This is a genomic window from Aeromonas sp. NJAU223 (assembly GCF_051125555.1).
Taxonomy (GTDB): Bacteria; Pseudomonadota; Gammaproteobacteria; order Enterobacterales; family Aeromonadaceae; genus Aeromonas; species Aeromonas veronii_G.
Genome location: NZ_CP144204.1, coordinates 2,619,302 through 2,636,760, shown reverse-complemented (window position 1 = coordinate 2,636,760; position 17,459 = coordinate 2,619,302). Strand labels below are relative to the sequence as shown.

Below are 17,459 nucleotides of genomic sequence, written 5' to 3'. Positions count from 1 at the left end.
TTTTTCCTATGGCAATCGCCCCATGGGGCTGCTGGTGAAAGGGCATCAGGCGCTGCCTCTGATGACGAGGCTGTGCGGGAGCAGGCGTCCCGGGGGTGGGCTGCCAGGGGTATTCAAGCGCTGCAGCAACAGCCGGACCGCCTCGGCCCCCAGTTCGTCCATGGGCTGCGCCATGGTGGTGAGGGGAGGGGATAGGTGCCCGGCCAGGGCGATGTCATCGAATCCCATGATGGCGATGTCCTCCGGGATACGCAGACCCGCCTCCTGCAACCGTTGCATCAAACCGATGGCCAGGGCATCGGCGACCGCGAAAACGGCTGTCGGGCGCGCCGGGCTGTCGAGCAGCCGCTGCGCCACCTCGGCCCCCGCCTGAAAGCTGAAGCTACTGACCCGGATGTTCCACTCTTCTGCCAGGACCAGCCCCGCTTCCGCCAGGGCCTGGTGAACACCGGCTTCCCGTTGGCGGGCATAGAGGTAGGCGGGGTCGGCGCCGATGAGTGCGATGCGGCTATGGCCGCGGCCAAGCAGATAGCGAACCGCCTCGGCCGCCGCGCCCTGGTTGTCGATGCCCACATAGGGGACGGGCATGGCGGGATCAAACTCGCAGCAGGCCACCCAGGGCAGGGCATTGATCTCCTGGCTCAACCCCTGCTGGATGGAGTCGGGATCCAGACAGATGGCGCCATCGGCCCTGTGGGTGCGCAGCAGCTCGAAGGCCGAGCGTTCCCGACCCGGATCTGCGCCGGTGTCGCACAGCAGCACGAAGTAGCCGTGCTGACGGGCGACCCTGTCGATGCCCCGCACAATCTCGATGTAAAAGGGGTTGCCGAGATCCGGCACCATGATGAGCAGCAGCCCGCTCTTGGCGGTGCGCAGGCTGGTGGCGAGCTGATTGACCCGATAGCCGAGCTCGTCGATCGCGCGGTTTACCTTGGCCCGGGTCTTGGCGGTCACCCCTTCCTGCTGGTTGAGCACCCGGGAGACAGTGGCGACCGACACCCCGGCCCGCGCCGCCACGGCTGCCATGGAGACGGGATTGACGGGGGCGGGGGCTCGGCTCATTGGGATTTCCTGTGTGAAATGTAATCGATTACATTTCTAGATGAGGGAAGGTGAGTCCGCAAGTTTTTGGTAACAAAAAAATAACAACAATTTATGTCTTTGATTTAATGACGATCTATTGGGCTGAACTTGCATGCACTTTAGGGGATTAGCCAAGAATCCCGGTTCGGGGAAGGGGGCATCACGACACATCTTCATATTCTGAGTGAGACATTGTTGGCATGGGCCGGTGAAAAGGGGCGTCTCTTGTGTCATGCCAGATGGGGAAGTCTGGCCGTCGGTGTCTTGAGGGCCCTCGTTTAGCGGCTTCTGAATGTCGTGCAAGCGCCCTCTGGACGTTAGCCTCCAATCATGAACACCCGGGATTGTCGTATCTCGCCCTGTATTCATCCGGCGCGGCCTGGCTGGCTCACACAGGGCCCAGAAAATGTGTGAAACGAAGACTTTTCCGGTGTTGCATTCCCGCTGCTCCGCTATGCCAGGGACGGCGCCCAGCAACGCCAGCGACGATAAGAGTGAGCCGCAATGCAGGCAAGCCAGGTTTTTCGTTGCCACATCCATTCTTGTTCCTTCTCGAGTGCGCCCATGCCAGAGGGTGAGTCCCGCTCATCTGCCCCGCGTTGGTTGGCCATATCCATCGATGTTGAAAAACATTTCTGTCATGTTTTATTGTTATGTTATAACGAATCGTTTTTTTCAACTGGTAATGATTTTCGTTTGGATGGACAGGATGACAAACAGATACAGGCATGCAGTATGGTGCGCCCTGGCGCTGATGGCAGGGGTCAATAGCGCCCATGGCAAACCGCTTTCCATGGTGGGACCCTGGGAGATCCACAGCATAGATCCCGCCAGCAACGGGGTCTTCTTTACCCGCATGCAGGTGGCAGAGACGTTGGTCGAGGTCGATGGCAAGGGGGCCTTGCTGCCCGGTCTGGCGAGCGCCTGGTCTGCGTCGGAAGATGGTCTGCAGTGGCGCTTTACCCTGCGCCCTCACGCCCATTTTCACGATGGTTCCGAGGTGAGCGCCGCGCAAGCTGCCTGGGCTCTGCAACAGGCCTGGCGAAAACCCGGGGTATTGCAAAGCGCGCCCATCGCGGCCATCGAAGCCAGGGAGGGGGCCCTCATGGTCATCCTGCACGAACCATTTGCTCCCCTGGCCGCCGTGCTGGCCCACCCCAGCACCCAGATCCTGGCCAGGGCTGCGTATGACGACAAGGGGCAGGTGACCCGGGTCATCGGCTCGGGGCCTTATCAGGTAACCCGGTTGCAGCAGCCCCAGCGGGTCGAAACCACCCGTTTCGATGGCTGGGATGGACCCAAGCCTGCCATCGAGAAGGTAAGTTATCTCACGGTCGGGCGTCCCGAGAGCCGCACCCTGATGGCCGAGAGTGGTCAGGCCGATATCGCATGGGGGCTGGATCCGGTGAGCATCCGCCGTCTGCAGCAGGCACCCCGGGTGGAGATCGCCTCGGTCACTCTGCCGCGCACCATTCAGCTCAAGTTGAACGGCTCCGACTCGCGTCTGAGCGATCCCGCCGTGCGCCGCGCCCTCAGTCTGGCCACCGATCGGGTCGGCATGGCAACGGCGCTGCTGCGCGATCCCGAGATGGCGGCGACCCAGCTCTTCCCCCCGAGTTTGCGTGACTGGCATCAGCCAGGGCTGAGCCCGTTGGCCTATGACGTCAAGGCGGCCGAGGCGGCCTTCGCGGCGGCGGGCTGGCACAAGGGGAGTGAGGGCGTGCTGCAAAAGGGGGGCGAGCGTTTTGCCCTGACCCTGCGCACCTTCCCGGACAGGCCGGAGCTGCCGCTGCTGGCCACCGCACTGCAGGCCCAGTGGAAGGCGGTGGGGATCGATCTCAAGGTGGCGGTGGGGAACTCGAGCGAGATCCCGGCGGGTCATCAGGATGGCTCCCTCCAGCTAGGTCTCTATGCCCGCAATTACGCCCTGGTGCCGGATCCCCTGGTGACCCTGCTGGGGGACTTGGCCCCTGGCGGTGCCGACTGGGGGGTGATGAACTGGCAATCCCCCACGCTGACCAGCCAGCTTGCCGAGCTTGGACGGGGCAAGCTGGCCGCTGACGAAGCCGCCCTGCTGCGCCGGGACATCGCCACCACCTTGCAACAGGAGCTGCCGCTGCTGCCGCTTGCCTGGTATCGCCAGAGTGCGGCGGTAAGCCGGGCTCTCAACGGCTTTGAACTGGATCCCCAGGAGCGCAGCTACTACCTGACCCAGCTCTCCTGGAGCGAGAAATGAGCAGCATCTCGATGAGTGCCGTGATGGGGATCCTGAGCCAGCGCTTGCTGCAGGCCATGATGGTGGCCCTGCTGGTGGCGGGTCTCTGCTTTCTGATGGTGCAGTCCCTGCCCGGGGATATCGCCTTTCGTATCGCCGCCGGTCGCTATGGCTATGACTATGTCACCGCCGAAGCTGCCGCTGCGGTGCGCGCCGAGCTGGGGCTGGCGGGATCGGCCCTCGGTCGCTTCGGCGACTGGCTCTGGGCCTTGCTGCAGGGGGATCTGGGCAACTCACTGGTGACGGGCGCGCCGGTGGCGGGGGAGATAACCCATCACCTGGGGGCGACCCTCTCCCTGGCGCTGACGGCCGTGGCCCTGGCTCTCCTGCTGGCCCTGCCGCTGGGCAGCCTGAGCGCCCTGCGCCCGGGCGGGATCTGCGATCGCCTGACTCTGGGCTGGAGCGTGCTGATGCGGGCACTGCCTCCCTTCCTGCTCGGTCTGGTGCTGATGGTGACGATCTCCGCCAAGCTCGGCTGGCTCAGTGCCGCCGGTCACGGGGAGGGGCACAACATCTGGCTGCCCGCCCTGACCCTGGGGCTCGGCCTCTCCGGCGTGCTGGCCCGGGTGGTGCGCGAGAGCGTGCTGGGGGTGGTGACGTCCCCTTACTATCGCTTCGCCCGGACCAAGGGGCTCTCTCCCTGGCGGGTCTTCTGGCGTCATGGCCTGCGCAACAGCGGGGTCAGCGTCATCGCCTACACCAGCGTGCAGTTGGTGCTGCTCATCGAAGGGGTCGTGGTCGTGGAGAGCCTGTTTGCCTGGCCCGGCATCGGCCACGCCCTGGTGCACGCCGTCTTCTGGCGCGATGTGCCCATGGTGCAGGGCACTGTGTTGGTGCTGGCGGCGCTCTTCGTGCTGCTCAATACCATCACCGACCTGCTTTGCCTGCTCATCGATCCCCGCGGTTCCAAGGAGTCCTGATCATGTCCTCTTCATTCAAGGCAGGCCTGCTCCTGCTGTTGCTGATGGTGCTGTTTGCCCTGCTGTCGCCCCTCGTCTGGGCCGATCCGGCGGCGCAGGATCTCTCCCGCTTCCTGGCCGGCCCCTCCTGGCAAGAGCCATTGGGGCAGGATCAGATGGGGCGCAGCCTGATGGCGCGGCTGGCTTCGGCCACCCGCCTCTCCCTCACCCTGGGGTTGCTGTGCGTACTCACCGCCGCCTTGCTCGGCTGCCTGCTCGGTTGGCTCAGCGCCTGGCGCGGTGGCTGGCTGGACGGCCTGCTGCGCAGTCTGGCCGACGGCGTGCTGGCCCTGCCCAGCCTGCTGCTGGTGCTGCTCTTCTCCGCCATGGCCCAGGGCGGTTTTGCCATCCTCTATTTCGGTCTGGCCATGGCCCAGTGGGTGGAGTACTACCGGGTGGTGCGGGCCCGTAGCCGCACCCTGCTGGTCTCTCCCCAGGTGGAGGCTTCCCGTCTGCTCGGCTTTGGCAACGGCTATGTGATTCGTCGCCACCTCTGGCCCGAACTGGCTCCCCAACTGCTCACCATGATGGCCTTCGGCCTCGCCGGGGCCATCCTGACCCTCTCAACCCTGGGCTTCGTCGGGGTGGGCATTCAACCTCCCACGCCCGAACTCGGGCTGATGATGACAGAGGCACTGCCCCATTATCAGGAGGCGCCCCGCCTGCTGCTGGCCCCCATCGCCGTGATGGGACTGATGTTGCTGGCTCTGGTGTTGCTCACGCAGGGCGCGAAGCGCCAGGAGAGTGAGCCATCCCCGTTGGGGTCAATGCAGCCAGTGAATGCAGGAGTACAGTCATGAGCGTCATTCATATCGAAGGTCTCAAGGTCGACGATGGTCACCGGGTACTGTTGCAGGAGCTGGACTTGCAGCTCTCGCCGGGGCAGGCCTTGACCCTGATCGGGGAGAGCGGCTCCGGCAAGTCCCTGCTGGCCCATGCCCTGATGGGCACCCTGCCCGAACCGCTCGGCGCCCAGGGGCAGCTGTCGCTGGCGGGTCGGCACTACAGCCTGGGGGCGCCGGAGCGGCTGCGCGCCCTCTGGGGACGGGAGCTCGCCATGCTGCCCCAGGAGCCGGTGCTGGCGCTGGATCCCACCATGGGGCTGCTGCGCCAGGTGGAGGAGGGGTGGCTCGGTGCGCGGCAGGAGGCCAGAGTGCGGGCCAGGGCCGCCTTGTTAGGGCTGGGGCTCGATGGGCGCGAGCGCCACTTCCCGCACCAGATCTCCGGCGGCATGGCCCAGCGAGCGGCCTTTGCCGCCGCCACCCTGGGGCAGGCGCGCCTGCTCATCGCCGATGAACCCAGCAAGGGGCTCGACAGCCAGGCCCGTGCTCACTTGCAGCAACGGCTGCTGGGCTACCTCGCCGAATCCCGCCACCTGCTGACCATCACCCATGATCTCGCCCTGGCCAGGGCTCTGGGGGGCTGGGTGCTGGTGATCCGGGGCGGGGAAGTGGTGGAGCAGGGGCCTGCCGAGCGGGTATTGCACCACCCCCTCCACCCCTATACCCGCCAGCTGCTGGCGGCGGAGCCAGCGGCCTGGCCCGTGCCCCGCTTCCCGGCCAAGGGGGAGTGGCTGCTCAAGGGGGAGGGGCTCGGCATGGGGTACGGGGAGCACACCCTGTTCGAGGGGCTCGATGTGCAGATAGCCGAGGGGGAGCGACTGGCCATCATGGCGCCGAGTGGCGTCGGCAAGAGCACCCTCGGCAATCTGCTGCTCGGGTTGCAACGGCCGCGGGCCGGGCGGGTACGGCGCCGGGAGGGGATTGAGGCCCATCGCTGGCAGAAGCTCTATCAGGATCCGGTGCAGGCCTTCGCCAGCCGGGTGAGCCTTGGCACCCTGTTCGAGGATCTGCTGCGGCGCCACCGTCTCTCCGGCGCCATGCTGGACGCCTATCTGGAACAGCTCGGGCTCAGCCCCCGGCTGCTCGCGCGGTTGCCGAATCAGGTTTCCGGCGGCGAGCTGCAGCGGCTCTCCCTCATCCGGGCCCTGTTGTTGCGCCCCGTGCTGCTGTTTGCCGACGAACCGACCTCGAGGCTGGATCCCCTCAGCCAACAGCAGACCATGGCCTGCCTCGACGGGGCCCTCGGCGAGATAGGCTGCGCCCTCTTGCTGGTGACCCACGACGAGGATCTGGCCATCAAGATGGGTGAGCGTTGCTTGCGCCTCGGCCAGGGGGCCCAGCCAGTCGCATCCGCCCGGCCCGCCCTGGCGGCCTGTGGATGAGCGGCGACCCGGGAGAGGCACAGATAACCTGCTGATTTTCAGCATCGACGGGGCCATGCGCCCCGTCACATTAGAAAAACTATGGAAAGAAGATTATAAAGATTCGTTCGTTTTTTGTGACATGAATCACTAATATTGCCGCTGCCAGCAGAGCGTCCTGCTCCTGGCAGGTGCGGGTCCTCCGCCTTGTGTGTTTACCCTCAGTGACCTTGTTTGGATCCCCTTGCAGCCCTCTGCCAGGGGCGTGGCAGCATTTTGATGATTTGCGGACAACAGCTATGAATCGGCACAGCTTCTATCCCCTGTTTTTCCTGACCATATTGATGGTCGCCGTGGGTCAGATGACCCAGACCCTGTATGTCCCCTCCATTCCCATGATGGCGGGGGACTTCCACGTGGCCTCCGGCCAGCTGCAGGCGGTGATGGCTTGCTACCTCATCCCCTACGGCCTCTCCCAGTTCGTCTACGGGCCGCTCTCCGATCGCATCGGTCGCCGCCCGGTGTTGATCATCGGCATGATGGTGTTCCTGGTGGGTACCCTGACCATCCAGCTGATCCCGCACTTCGCGGCCCTGCTGGCCGGCAGCTTCATCCAGGGGCTGGGCACGGGGGCGGGCGGCGCCATGAGCCGTACCGTGATGCGGGATCGCTACAGCGGCGCCGAGCTCAACCGGGCCAACAGCCTGGTGAGCATGGGGGTGATCTTCTCCCCGCTGCTGGCGCCGGTGCTGGGGGGCTGGCTGACCGAACTGTTCAACTGGCGCGCCGGTTACTGGTTCCTGTTCGGCTTCGGCGCCCTGACCACATTGGCGTTGCTGCTCTGGTTCGCCGAGACCCTGCCCGAGGCTGCCCGCCAGCAGCCGCTGCGGGTCAGTGCCGCCTATCGCCACGTGCTCGGCAATCCGCGCTTCCAGGGCAACCTGCTCTGTCTGATGGCGACCTTCGCGGGGCTGGCGGTGTTCGAGGCGGCGGCCGGAGTGCTGCTCGGCGATGTGCTCAAACTGAGCGCCCGCACCGTCAGCGTCCTGTTTGTGCTGCCGCTGCCCGGCTACCTGTTCGGCGCCTGGCTCTCGGCTCGCCTGAGCTATCGCCTGAGTCAGGGCAAGCTGATGCGCCTTGGCATCGCCTTCCTGGGACTGGGGTCGCTCATCATCCTGTTGCCGGGTCTGTTCGGTCTGGTGAGTGCAGCCTCCCTGGTGGGCGGTGCGGCCGTCTACTTCATCGGCAGCGGCATTCTCTATCCGACCGCGACCTCCTGCGCCATCGAGCCCTTCCCGGGTCAGGCGGGGACGGCCGGTGCCATCCTCGGCGGCATGCAGAACCTGGGGGCGGGCATCGTCACCCTGCTGGCGGCCAGCTTCCCCATGCAGGGTCAGCTGACCCTGGGGGCCATCATGACGGTGATGGTGCTGATCGTGGCCTTGAGCTTCCTCTGGTTGCGCCATCACGGCTCACCCCACGAGCAGATGGCCGTGTGACAGCCGCTTGAATACCCAAGCCCGCCCCTCAACCGGCGGGCTTTTTTATGCGCCGACCCCGTGAAACGGCGGGAATGGGGGCAGGGTGGTGCAGAGATAAACGCTGCCTTGATGCAATATGGCAGTCATGGGTGGCTGGTTTTTGGTGTGGTAGTGGTGGAAATTGCCATGCAGGCAGAAATCAGGCAAAGAAAAAGCCCGTCAGATACTGACGGGCTTTTTGAGTTGGCACCCCGGAATGCCGTTGCCGGTTTGGGCCCTTGAACCGTGAGTTCAAGGCGGGGATCGAGTCTGACCGCAGGCTTCTCGGTCGAGCCGAGCATGCGCAATAGCCAGAAGGCAGATCCCCTGTTTGGTATGAATATCGGCTCGGGGACTTGAACCGGCTGACAAACACTCCAGGGAATTTTAAAACGGGTGGCGATTAGGGCTGCAGGCCCTCTTCATTGGACTCGCCATATTGTCCGTGCTCGATCAGGGCTGCTTCTATGGTGCGTTGCAGCATCTTGATCCGCTTGTCCATGGTCTCAGAGTATTGGTGGTTTTTCTCTTTTTCAAGGCAAAGCTCATGACAGAAGTTGAGCGCCGCCATCACCGCCAGCTGTTCGTTGCTGGAGACCTTGGAACGCTGACGCAAGTCGATGAGCTTGTCCGACAACTGGTCGGCGGCCTGGCGCAGGGCGTCCTGTTGTCCCAGGGGACAGGATACTTTGTAGGGACGTCCCAGAATGACGATTTCTACGGCCTCTATGCTCATGCCTTCCTCAATACGGCGGGGCTTTTCTCCGCCTTTATCCACGTGGACAACTGGGCGGGACTATATAGCGCAGATGCAGAAGTTTCAAGGCCTTGCTGGCTCTGGAAGGGGGAGAATGCTAGGATCCTGACCATAAATTTCGCATATTTGCCTGAACTTTGAGCGGATCTTAGATGAGCAAAGCAACCCCCCTGAAATACGCGGCCGTGGCCGACCTGATGGAGCAGCACGAGCTGATGGCGACGGCTGTCGAGGCCCATGGCGTCATCTGTGGTCTGATCTGCGGTGGCGTGGTGCTGGACGACAAGAGCTGGCTGCCGCCCTTCAACGATTTGGTCAACGACGGTTTCGGTCTGCCGGCCCCGGTGCGCCAGGTGATGACCGATCTCTATCAGGGCGTCATCGAGAGCCTGATGGCCCAGAAGGGTGTCGAGCTGCTGCTGCCAAGCGATGAGGCACCGCTGGACGAGCGCATCGATTCGCTGGTGGACTGGTCCCAGGCCTTCCTCGCCGGTTTCGGTGTGGTGCAGCAGGAGCTCTCCCGGGCTTCGGAAGAGCTGCAGGAGATGATCCAGGACATCGCCAGCATCACCCAGGTGAGCGCCGAGTTCGATCAGGAGGACGAGGAGAACGAAGCCTCCTTCCTGGTGCTCTACGAGCACGTGCGCCTCGGCGTCATGATGGCGTTCGAGGAGTTTGGCAAGCGCCCGCAGACCCCGAGCACGCCGCCGACCCTGCACTGACCCCTCGCCAATCGTTGAACGGAGCGCCCCTGTGGCGCTCCGTTTTTTTGCGCCATTGCCTATGGCGATGCGCAAGCTCCGGCAAGACGCCTGCTTAAACGCCGGTCGCTGCTGCGCTTTTTGCCCGCGCCGTCGCATCCTGCCACCTGGCTTTGTGGTAGCATTGCTCCACGTTTTCAGCTTTTTCCCTCATCTCATGTCTCAATCCTCTCTGGTTAACGTCGATGTGGCTATCGTCGGCGGCGGTATGAGCGGCGCCGTGCTGGCACTCTCCCTCGCGGCCCTGCGCGGCGCGGATGGCGAGCCCCTGCGAGTCCTGCTGTTGGAGGCGAGCGCCCCCGAACTCAATGCGCATCCCGGCTTCGATGCCAGGGCCATCGCCCTGTCGGCCGGTACCTGCGAGGCCCTCGCCCGGCACGGGATCTGGCCGCGCTTCGCCCCTCACTGCGCTCCCATCACCCATATCCATGTCTCCGACAAGGGCCACGCCGGCCAGACTCATCTCACCGCGGCGGAGTACGGCTTGCCGGCGCTCGGCCAGGTGATCGAACTGTCGGCGGCCGGGATCACTCTGCAACAGGGGATGGCACAGTGCCCGCACATCCGGGTCTGTTGCCCGGCCCAGTTGGCGGACATCGAGCCGCTGGAGGAGGGGGTCAGACTGCGCCTTGCCAGCGGCGAGCACTACCAGACCCGGCTGCTGGTGGCGGCCGACGGGGGCAACTCCACCGTGCGCCAGCACTTCAAGCTGCCGGTGACCCGCCACGACTACGGCCAGAGCGCCATCATCGCCACCGTCAAGACGGCCGAGGATCCGGCCGGTCGCGCGTTCGAGCGTTTCACCGAGGGGGGGCCGCTGGCCTTGCTGCCCATGCAGGAGGGACTCTCCTCCCTGGTGTGGAGCGTGCAGCGGGATCAGGCAGACGCCCTGATGGCGCTGGATGAGCAGGCTTTTCTCGCCCAGTTGCAGCAGGCGTTTGGCTGGCGGCTCGGGCGCTTCCTGCAAACCGGGGTTCGCCATGTCTACCCGTTGGCCCTGGCGGCCACCGACTATCCCCTGGCCCAGCGTACCGTGCTGGTGGGCAATGCCGCCCATCTGCTGCACCCCATCGCTGGCCAGGGTTTCAACCTCGGCATGCGCGACCTCGACCTGCTCACCCAGGCGCTGGCCAGGGCGCTGGCCGCCGGGGAGGACATCGGCAGCTTTGAGGTCTTGAACGGCTATTGGCGCCAGCGCCGGGATGATCAGGCCCATACCATCTGGCTGACCTCGTCCCTGGCCCAGCTCTTCTCCAACGGCCATGGCCCCCTGGTGGCGGGCCGCAATCTGGCGCTCTCCCTGATGGGGCGCCTGGGTTGCCTCAAGGCGCCGCTGGCGAACCAGACTCTGGGGTTCGTCAGCCAGACGACGAGATGAGGGGAATGCTGCCAACGGGCAGGCTCCCCGCTAATTGATTGATGATGCCGGTGGCCACGGCGACCGGTCAGAAGGAACAAGAAGATGCAAATGCAGACGGTGGATGTGGTGATCGTGGGGGGCGGCATGGTGGGCCTCGGACTCGCCGCCGCCCTCAAGAACAGCGCCCTGAGTGTGGCCATCGTCGAGGGGCAACTGCCCGAGACTACGCTCGGGGAGGCGCCGGACAACAGGGTGAGTGCCCTGAGCCTCGCCAGTCAGCGGATCCTGCAGGCCGTGGGGGCCTGGGATGGCATCGAGGGTCGGCGCCTGCAGGCCTACGACAAGATGGCGGTGTGGGAGCAGGACAGCTTCGGCCACATCGATTTCGATGCCGCCAGCCTGCGCCAGTCCGCCCTCGGTCACATCGTCGAAAACCGGGTCATCCAGCTTGCGCTGCTCGATGCCATTCTTGATGGCAACGGTGGCGCCGGCAATATCCAGCTGCTGAGCCCGGCGCGGGCCAAGAGCCTGCAAGTGGGGGAGGCGGGGGCGGTGCTGCTGCTGGAAGATGGCCGCGCCCTCTCGGCCAAGCTGGTGGTGGCGGCCGATGGCGCCCACTCCTGGGTGCGCCGTCAGGCGGACATTCCCCTCACCAGCTGGGATTACGGCCACCACGCCCTGGTGGCGACGGTGCGCACCATTGAACCCCACGAGGGGGTGGCCCGTCAGATCTTCACCCCGGATGGTCCGCTCGCCTTCCTGCCCCTGTGGCAGCCGGATCTCTGCTCCATCGTCTGGTCCATTCCCGCTGCCCGGGCCGAGGCCCTCTGTGCCTGCGACGAAGCATCGTTCAATCGCCAGCTCACGGCGGCCTTCGACGGCCGGCTTGGGCTGTGCAAGGTGGAAGGGGCCCGTGGCGCCATCCCGCTCACGGCGCGTTATGCTCGCGACTTTGCCCGCGAGCGGCTGGTGCTGGTGGGGGATGCGGCCCACACCATACACCCGCTGGCAGGGCAGGGGGTCAACCTCGGACTGCTGGATGCGGCGACCCTGGCGGAGCAACTGCTCAAGAGCCAGCGCGCCGGCGCCGACATCGGCCTGCTCGCCAACCTGCGCGGTTACGAGCGCTGGCGCAAGAGCGAGGCCGCCCGCATGCTGGCGGCGATGGAGGGGCTCAAGCGGCTGTTTGGCGGTGGTCACCCCCTGAAGAAGCTGGTACGGGGCGCCGGACTGCGGATGGTGGATACCCTGACCCCCCTCAAACAGGGGATGATCCGGGCCGCCATGGGGCTGGACGGAGAGTTGCCGGCCCTGGCCAAGGGTGAAAAAATCTAATATTACCCAGGCTTTATCGCAATAAAACTAATCTGACGAGGCTGAATGCCCCCATGGAGCACCAGCCTTTAATGTTGGCGTAGACGGAAACGTTTTTCTGTAAATTGTGACGAAACGGTAAAAACCAACATTTAATCTCGCAAAAAGCCGGTTGATACTGTTTTTATCACTGTTTTTACCTTAGTGTCTGGTGTCAGTTTAAAGAGTGTGGATTAGTTTTTTTTGAGCGGAGGCATTCTGCTCTTGTCATATAATCCGCACCGTTCACGGAATCACTCTTGCCCTGCAAGGGCGAGAACGAGCGCAGACCTGGCGAGCCAGTCTCTCTCCTGTACCGGAGCGAGGAAGAGGCCAGGTGTTGTCGCCAACGCTTTAGGGCTCTTTGCTAAGGAAAGAATGCGATGATCCAGACTACAGTACTGCATCCCAAGCACCTGGAAGCGGGCGCCAAGATGGTGGATTTCCACGGTTGGGAAATGCCCATCAACTACGGCTCCCAGCTGGAAGAGCACCACGCGGTGCGCACCGATGCGGGCATGTTCGATGTCTCCCACATGACCATCGTCGACCTCACCGGCGAACGGGTCAAAGCCTTCCTGCAACACCTGCTGGCCAACGACGTGGCCAAGCTCACCGTCTCCGGCAAGGCCCTCTACAGCGGCATGCTCAATCCGGATGGCGGCGTCATCGATGACCTCATCACCTATTACCTGACCGATACCTTCTACCGCCTGGTGGTGAACTCCGCCACCCGCGAGAAGGATCTGGCCTGGATCCGCCATCATGCCGCCGATTTCGGGGTGAACGTCACCGAACGTCCCGAACTCGCGATGATCGCGGTGCAGGGCCCGCAGGCCAAAGCCAAGGCGGCCAAGGTATTCACCCCTGAGCAAAACGCCGCAGTGGAAGGCATGAAGCCCTTCTTCGGCGTGCAGGCCGGGGATCTCTTCATCGCCACCACCGGCTACACCGGCGAAGAGGGCTACGAGATCGTGGTGCCGCAAGAGCAGGCGTGCGATCTGTGGCAGGCACTGCTGGATAACGGCGTGGCTCCCTGTGGCCTCGGTGCCCGGGACACCCTGCGCCTGGAAGCCGGCATGAACCTCTACGGTCAGGACATGGACGAATCCATCTCTCCGCTGGCCGCCAACATGGCCTGGACCCTGGCCTGGGAGCCGGCGGAGCGCCAGTTCATCGGCCGCGCCGCCCTGGAGGCCCAGAAAGCCGCCGGCACTAGCCCCAAGCTGGTTGGTCTGGTGATGGAAGAGAAGGGCGTGCTGCGTGCCGGCATGCCGGTCACCTTCACCAGCGCGAGCGGCGAGACCCGGGAAGGGGTGATCACCTCTGGCTCCTTCTCCCCGACCCTGGGTTACAGCATCGCCCTGGCCCGTGTCCCCCGCGACATCGGTGCCGAGGCCCAGGTCGAGATCCGCAAGAAGCTGGTCACCGTGAAAGTCACCAAGCCAGCGTTCGTGCGCAACGGCCAGCCGCTGGTGTAATTCTTGATTGCGGCGAAGGCGTTACCCCTTCGCCCGTTACTTTTGTTGAAGCGATCCAAGCACATCATAAAGGAAGCAGAAATGAGCCATATCCCGAGCGAACTGAAATATGCCACCTCCCACGAGTGGATCCGTGTCGAAGCCAACGGTGAGGCCGTGGTCGGTATTACCGAGCACGCCCAGGATCTGCTGGGGGACATGGTGTTCGTGGATCTGCCGGAAGTGGGCAAGCAGGTCAGCGCCGGTGAAGAGTGCGCCGTGGCCGAGTCGGTGAAAGCCGCCTCCGACATCTACAGCCCGGTGAGCGGCGAGATCCTGGCCGTCAACGAAGAGCTGGAAGGCAGCCCAGAGCTGGTCAACTCCGATCCCTACGACGCTGGCTGGCTGTTCCGCATCAAGCTGAGCGATGCCAGTGAGCTCGCCAACCTGCTGGACGCCGACGGCTACCAGAACGTGGTGGACGAAGAGTAAGCATGCCGGGCCCTGCAAGGATTTGCAGGGCCTTTTTGTTTGGCCGCCAGTTGCAGCTGCTGCTCTGGTGGCCGGGTGAAGTCGCCCGCGCCAGCCCGCGAGTCCCAGCCGGATGAGACGGGCAGGCCGCCAGAATCGCGACCCCCGTCGATGCCCCTTGCGCATCCCGTGCCTGCCCGCTGGGCGGTGCACCGAACATGAGTGGAGTCGGCGCCGCCGGCTCGAGAATATCTATCAGGGCTTCTTTAGCAGGACCTATTGATCAGGAAATCAGGGAAATGACCCAGTCACTGTTTGAACTCGAACAAAAAACCGACTTCATCCGCCGCCACATCGGCCCGGGTGAGGATGAGCTGCGCGCCTTGCTGGCCGTGGTGGGCGCCGAGAGCCTGGACGATCTCATCGATCAGACCGTCCCCGCCGCCATTCGCCGTCCGGGCCCGCTCGGCATCGGTGCTCCCATGACCGAGGTGGAGGCCCTGGCCAAGCTCAGGGGCTATGCCGCGAAGAACAAGATTGCCAAGAGCTACATCGGCATGGGTTATCACGACACCCATGTGCCCCATGTCATCTTGCGCAACGTGCTGGAAAACCCGGGCTGGTACACCGCCTACACCCCCTATCAGCCGGAGCTGGCCCAGGGCCGTCTCGAGGCGCTGCTGAACTTCCAGCAGCTCACCCTTGATCTCACGGGGATGGATCTCGCCAGCGCCTCCCTGCTGGATGAGGCCACCGCCGCCGCCGAGGCCATGGCCCTTGCCAAGCGCATGGCCAAATCCAAGTCCAACCTCTTCTTCGTGGCCGACGATGTGCACCCCCAGGTGATCGACGTGGTCAAGGAGCGGGCGGTGCACTTTGGCTTCGATGTCCAGGTCGGTCCCGCTGCTGAGGCGGTGAGCGAAGAGGTGTTCGGTGCCATGTTCCAGTACCCGACCACCACCGGCAGCGTCACCGATCTGCGCGCGCTGATCGCCGCCGTCCAGGCCCAGAAGGGTCTGGCCTGTGTCGGCGCCGACATGCTCTCCTTGCTGCTGCTCAAATCCCCCGGCGAACTGGGGGCGGACGTGGTATTCGGCTCTGCCCAGCGCTTTGGCGTGCCCATGGGTTACGGTGGCCCGCATGCCGCCTTCTTCGCTACCCGCGATGCCTACAAGCGCTCCATGCCGGGCCGCATCATCGGCGTCTCCAAGGATGCCCGCGGCAAGGCTGCCCTGCGCATGGCGATGCAGACCCGTGAGCAGCACATTCGCCGCGAGAAGGCGAACTCCAACATCTGTACCGCCCAGGTGCTGCTGGCCAACATGGCGAGCTTCTACGCCGTCTACCACGGCCCTGTGGGGCTGAAAGCCATCGCCTCCCGCGTTCATCGCCTGACTTCCATCCTGGCGCTGGGCCTCCAAGCCAAGGGCGTGGCCCTCAAGCACGACAGCTGGTTCGATACCCTGACCGTGCTGACTGCTGACAAGGCAGGACTGATCGCCAAGGCCGAAGGGCTTGGCATCAACCTGCGCGCGGATCTGGACGGCGCCGTAGGCATCTCCTTGTCCGAGACCACCACCCGCGAGGACGTGGCCGAGCTGTTTGATCTCTTCCTCGGCCAGGGTCATGGTCTGGACGTCGCCGCCCTGGATGCCAAGGCGCAGGCGCACCACGCCATCCCGCAGGATCTGCTGCGCACCGATGCCGTGCTGACCCACGAGGTGTTCAACAAGTACCACTCCGAGACCGAGATGTTGCGCTACATCCACCGTCTCGAGGCGAAAGACCTGGCCCTGAACTACGCCATGATCTCGCTCGGCTCCTGCACCATGAAGCTCAACGCCACCGCCGAGATGATCCCGGTGACCTGGCCCGAATTTGGCAAGCTGCACCCGTTCGCCCCGCTGGCCCAGACCCAGGGCTATCAGCTGCTGCTGGCGGATCTGGAAGACTGGCTGGTGAAGGTGACCGGCTACGACGCCGTCTGCATGCAGCCGAACTCCGGCGCCCAGGGCGAGTACGCGGGCTTGCTCGCCATCAAGAAGTACCACGAGTCTCGCGGCGAGGGGCATCGCGATGTGTGCCTGATCCCGGCCTCCGCCCACGGCACCAACCCGGCGTCTGCCCAGATGGCGGGCCTCAAGGTCATCGTCACCGCCTGCGACAAGGCTGGTAACGTGGACTTGGACGACCTGCGCGCCAAGGCCGCCGAGGTGGGGGATCAGCTCTCCTGCCTGATGGTGACCTACCCCTCCACCCACGGGGTGTACGAGGAGACCATCAAGGAGGTGTGCGACATCGTGCACCAGTACGGTGGTCAGGTGTATCTGGATGGTGCCAACATGAACGCCCAGGTGGGCCTCACCGCTCCGGGCTTTATCGGTGCGGACGTATCGCACCTCAACCTGCACAAGACCTTCGCCATTCCCCATGGCGGTGGCGGCCCCGGCATGGGCCCCATCGGCGTGAAGCAGCATCTGGCACCCTTCGTGGCCGGCCACGCCGTGGTCAAGACCGACAAGGAGAGCCGTGACAACGGTGCCGTGTCGGCGGCGCCGTTCGGCTCGGCCAGCATCCTGCCCATCAGCTGGATGTATATCGCCATGCTGGGTGACGAGGGTCTGAAAAAATCTACCCAGGTGGCCATTCTCAACGCCAACTACCTGGCCAAGAAGCTGGGGGAATCCTTCCCCGTGCTCTACACCGGTCGCAACAATCGTGTCGCCCACGAGTGCATCCTGGACATTCGTCCGCTCAAGGAAGCCTCCGGCATCAGCGAGATGGACGTGGCCAAGCGCCTGATGGACTACGGCTTCCACGCACCGACCATGAGCTTCCCGGTGGCGGGCACCCTGATGGTCGAGCCGACCGAATCCGAATCCAAGCGCGAGCTGGATCGCTTCGTCGAAGCCATGACCCGTATCCGCGCCGAGATTGCCAAGGTGCAGGACGGCCACTGGAGCCTGACCGACAACCCGCTGGTGCATGCGCCCCACACCCAGGACGACGTGATGGACGAGCAGTGGGCTCGCGGCTACACCCGCGCCGAGGCGGTATTCCCGTCCGACGCCGTGCGCGCCAGCAAGCTGTGGCCCGCCGTCAACCGCATCGACGATGTGTACGGGGATCGCAACCTGTTCTGCTCCTGCATCCCGACCGAGGATTATCTGGACTGATCCCTCGTCCGATCACGGTCAGCACATGACGACAAGGCCCTGCATCAGCAGGGCCTTTTTATTTGCATCGATGACGCACTC

13 protein-coding genes and 1 other RNA gene are annotated in these 17,459 nt (G+C 64.4%); 11 read left to right on the top strand and 3 right to left on the bottom strand.

Features of this window, described 5'->3' with window-relative positions; all coding sequences use genetic code 11:
- Nucleotides 1–45: 45 nt before the first annotated feature.
- Nucleotides 46–1,062, bottom strand: coding sequence for a LacI family DNA-binding transcriptional regulator (locus VZC39_RS12045; RefSeq protein ID WP_434662769.1), 1,017 nt, complete (start codon nucleotides 1,060–1,062; stop codon nucleotides 46–48).
- Between the two features lie 730 nt (nucleotides 1,063–1,792).
- Here VZC39_RS12045 and VZC39_RS12040 point away from each other — a divergent pair.
- The 5 genes from VZC39_RS12040 (at nucleotide 1,793) to emrD (ending at nucleotide 8,019) form a co-directional block, all read left to right on the top strand.
- Nucleotides 1,793–3,319 (top strand): ABC transporter substrate-binding protein, encoded by a 1,527-nt coding sequence (locus VZC39_RS12040; RefSeq protein ID WP_434662767.1) that lies wholly within the window; start codon nucleotides 1,793–1,795, stop codon nucleotides 3,317–3,319.
- Nucleotides 3,316–4,278 carry an ABC transporter permease gene (locus tag VZC39_RS12035; protein WP_434662765.1) on the top strand — a complete coding sequence of 321 codons (963 nt, stop codon included), beginning with the start codon at nucleotides 3,316–3,318 and terminating at the stop codon, nucleotides 4,276–4,278. The genes VZC39_RS12040 and VZC39_RS12035 overlap by 4 nt, the downstream gene beginning before the upstream one ends.
- Before the next feature lie 2 nt (nucleotides 4,279–4,280).
- Nucleotides 4,281–5,117: an ABC transporter permease gene (locus tag VZC39_RS12030; RefSeq protein WP_434662762.1), complete on the top strand. Its 837-nt coding sequence runs from the start codon at nucleotides 4,281–4,283 to the stop codon at nucleotides 5,115–5,117.
- The gene (locus VZC39_RS12025) at nucleotides 5,114–6,541 is read left to right on the top strand and encodes an ABC transporter ATP-binding protein (RefSeq protein ID WP_434662760.1); all 1,428 of its coding nucleotides are present in this window, start codon (nucleotides 5,114–5,116) and stop codon (nucleotides 6,539–6,541) included. Before VZC39_RS12030 ends, VZC39_RS12025 begins: the two co-directional genes overlap by 4 nt.
- A 278-nt stretch (nucleotides 6,542–6,819) precedes the next feature.
- Nucleotides 6,820–8,019 carry a multidrug efflux MFS transporter EmrD gene (gene emrD / locus VZC39_RS12020; RefSeq protein WP_349918137.1) on the top strand — a complete coding sequence of 400 codons (1,200 nt, stop codon included), beginning with the start codon at nucleotides 6,820–6,822 and terminating at the stop codon, nucleotides 8,017–8,019.
- Between the two features lie 226 nt (nucleotides 8,020–8,245).
- On the opposite strand, the gene ssrS is transcribed toward emrD, so the two are convergent.
- A non-coding RNA gene (gene ssrS, locus VZC39_RS12015) (6S RNA) lies at nucleotides 8,246–8,427 on the bottom strand.
- A 16-nt stretch (nucleotides 8,428–8,443) separates the two neighbouring features.
- Nucleotides 8,444–8,776, bottom strand: a complete 333-nt coding sequence (gene zapA / locus VZC39_RS12010) for a cell division protein ZapA (RefSeq protein WP_349918136.1) — start codon at nucleotides 8,774–8,776, stop codon at nucleotides 8,444–8,446.
- A 173-nt stretch (nucleotides 8,777–8,949) separates the two neighbouring features.
- Here zapA and VZC39_RS12005 point away from each other — a divergent pair, with 173 nt between their 5' ends.
- The 6 genes from VZC39_RS12005 (at nucleotide 8,950) to gcvP (ending at nucleotide 17,378) form a co-directional block, all read left to right on the top strand.
- Entirely contained in the window at nucleotides 8,950–9,519 is a 570-nt protein-coding gene (locus VZC39_RS12005) for a UPF0149 family protein (RefSeq protein WP_434662757.1), read from the top strand.
- A gap of 196 nt (nucleotides 9,520–9,715) precedes the next feature.
- Nucleotides 9,716–10,936 (top strand): 2-octaprenyl-6-methoxyphenyl hydroxylase, encoded by a 1,221-nt coding sequence (gene ubiH, locus VZC39_RS12000; RefSeq protein ID WP_434662755.1) that lies wholly within the window; start codon nucleotides 9,716–9,718, stop codon nucleotides 10,934–10,936.
- A gap of 84 nt (nucleotides 10,937–11,020) precedes the next feature.
- The gene (locus VZC39_RS11995; protein ID WP_349918131.1) at nucleotides 11,021–12,253 is read left to right on the top strand and encodes an FAD-dependent 2-octaprenylphenol hydroxylase; all 1,233 of its coding nucleotides are present in this window, start codon (nucleotides 11,021–11,023) and stop codon (nucleotides 12,251–12,253) included.
- A gap of 401 nt (nucleotides 12,254–12,654) precedes the next feature.
- A complete protein-coding gene (gcvT, locus tag VZC39_RS11990; protein WP_434662753.1) occupies nucleotides 12,655–13,752 on the top strand; it encodes a glycine cleavage system aminomethyltransferase GcvT in 1,098 nt (365 codons plus the stop codon).
- A gap of 81 nt (nucleotides 13,753–13,833) precedes the next feature.
- Nucleotides 13,834–14,223, top strand: coding sequence for a glycine cleavage system protein GcvH (gene gcvH, locus VZC39_RS11985; RefSeq protein WP_349918127.1), 390 nt, complete (start codon nucleotides 13,834–13,836; stop codon nucleotides 14,221–14,223).
- Between the two features lie 278 nt (nucleotides 14,224–14,501).
- Nucleotides 14,502–17,378, top strand: coding sequence for an aminomethyl-transferring glycine dehydrogenase (gene gcvP / locus VZC39_RS11980; RefSeq protein ID WP_434662750.1), 2,877 nt, complete (start codon nucleotides 14,502–14,504; stop codon nucleotides 17,376–17,378).
- Nucleotides 17,379–17,459: the final 81 nt, after the last annotated feature.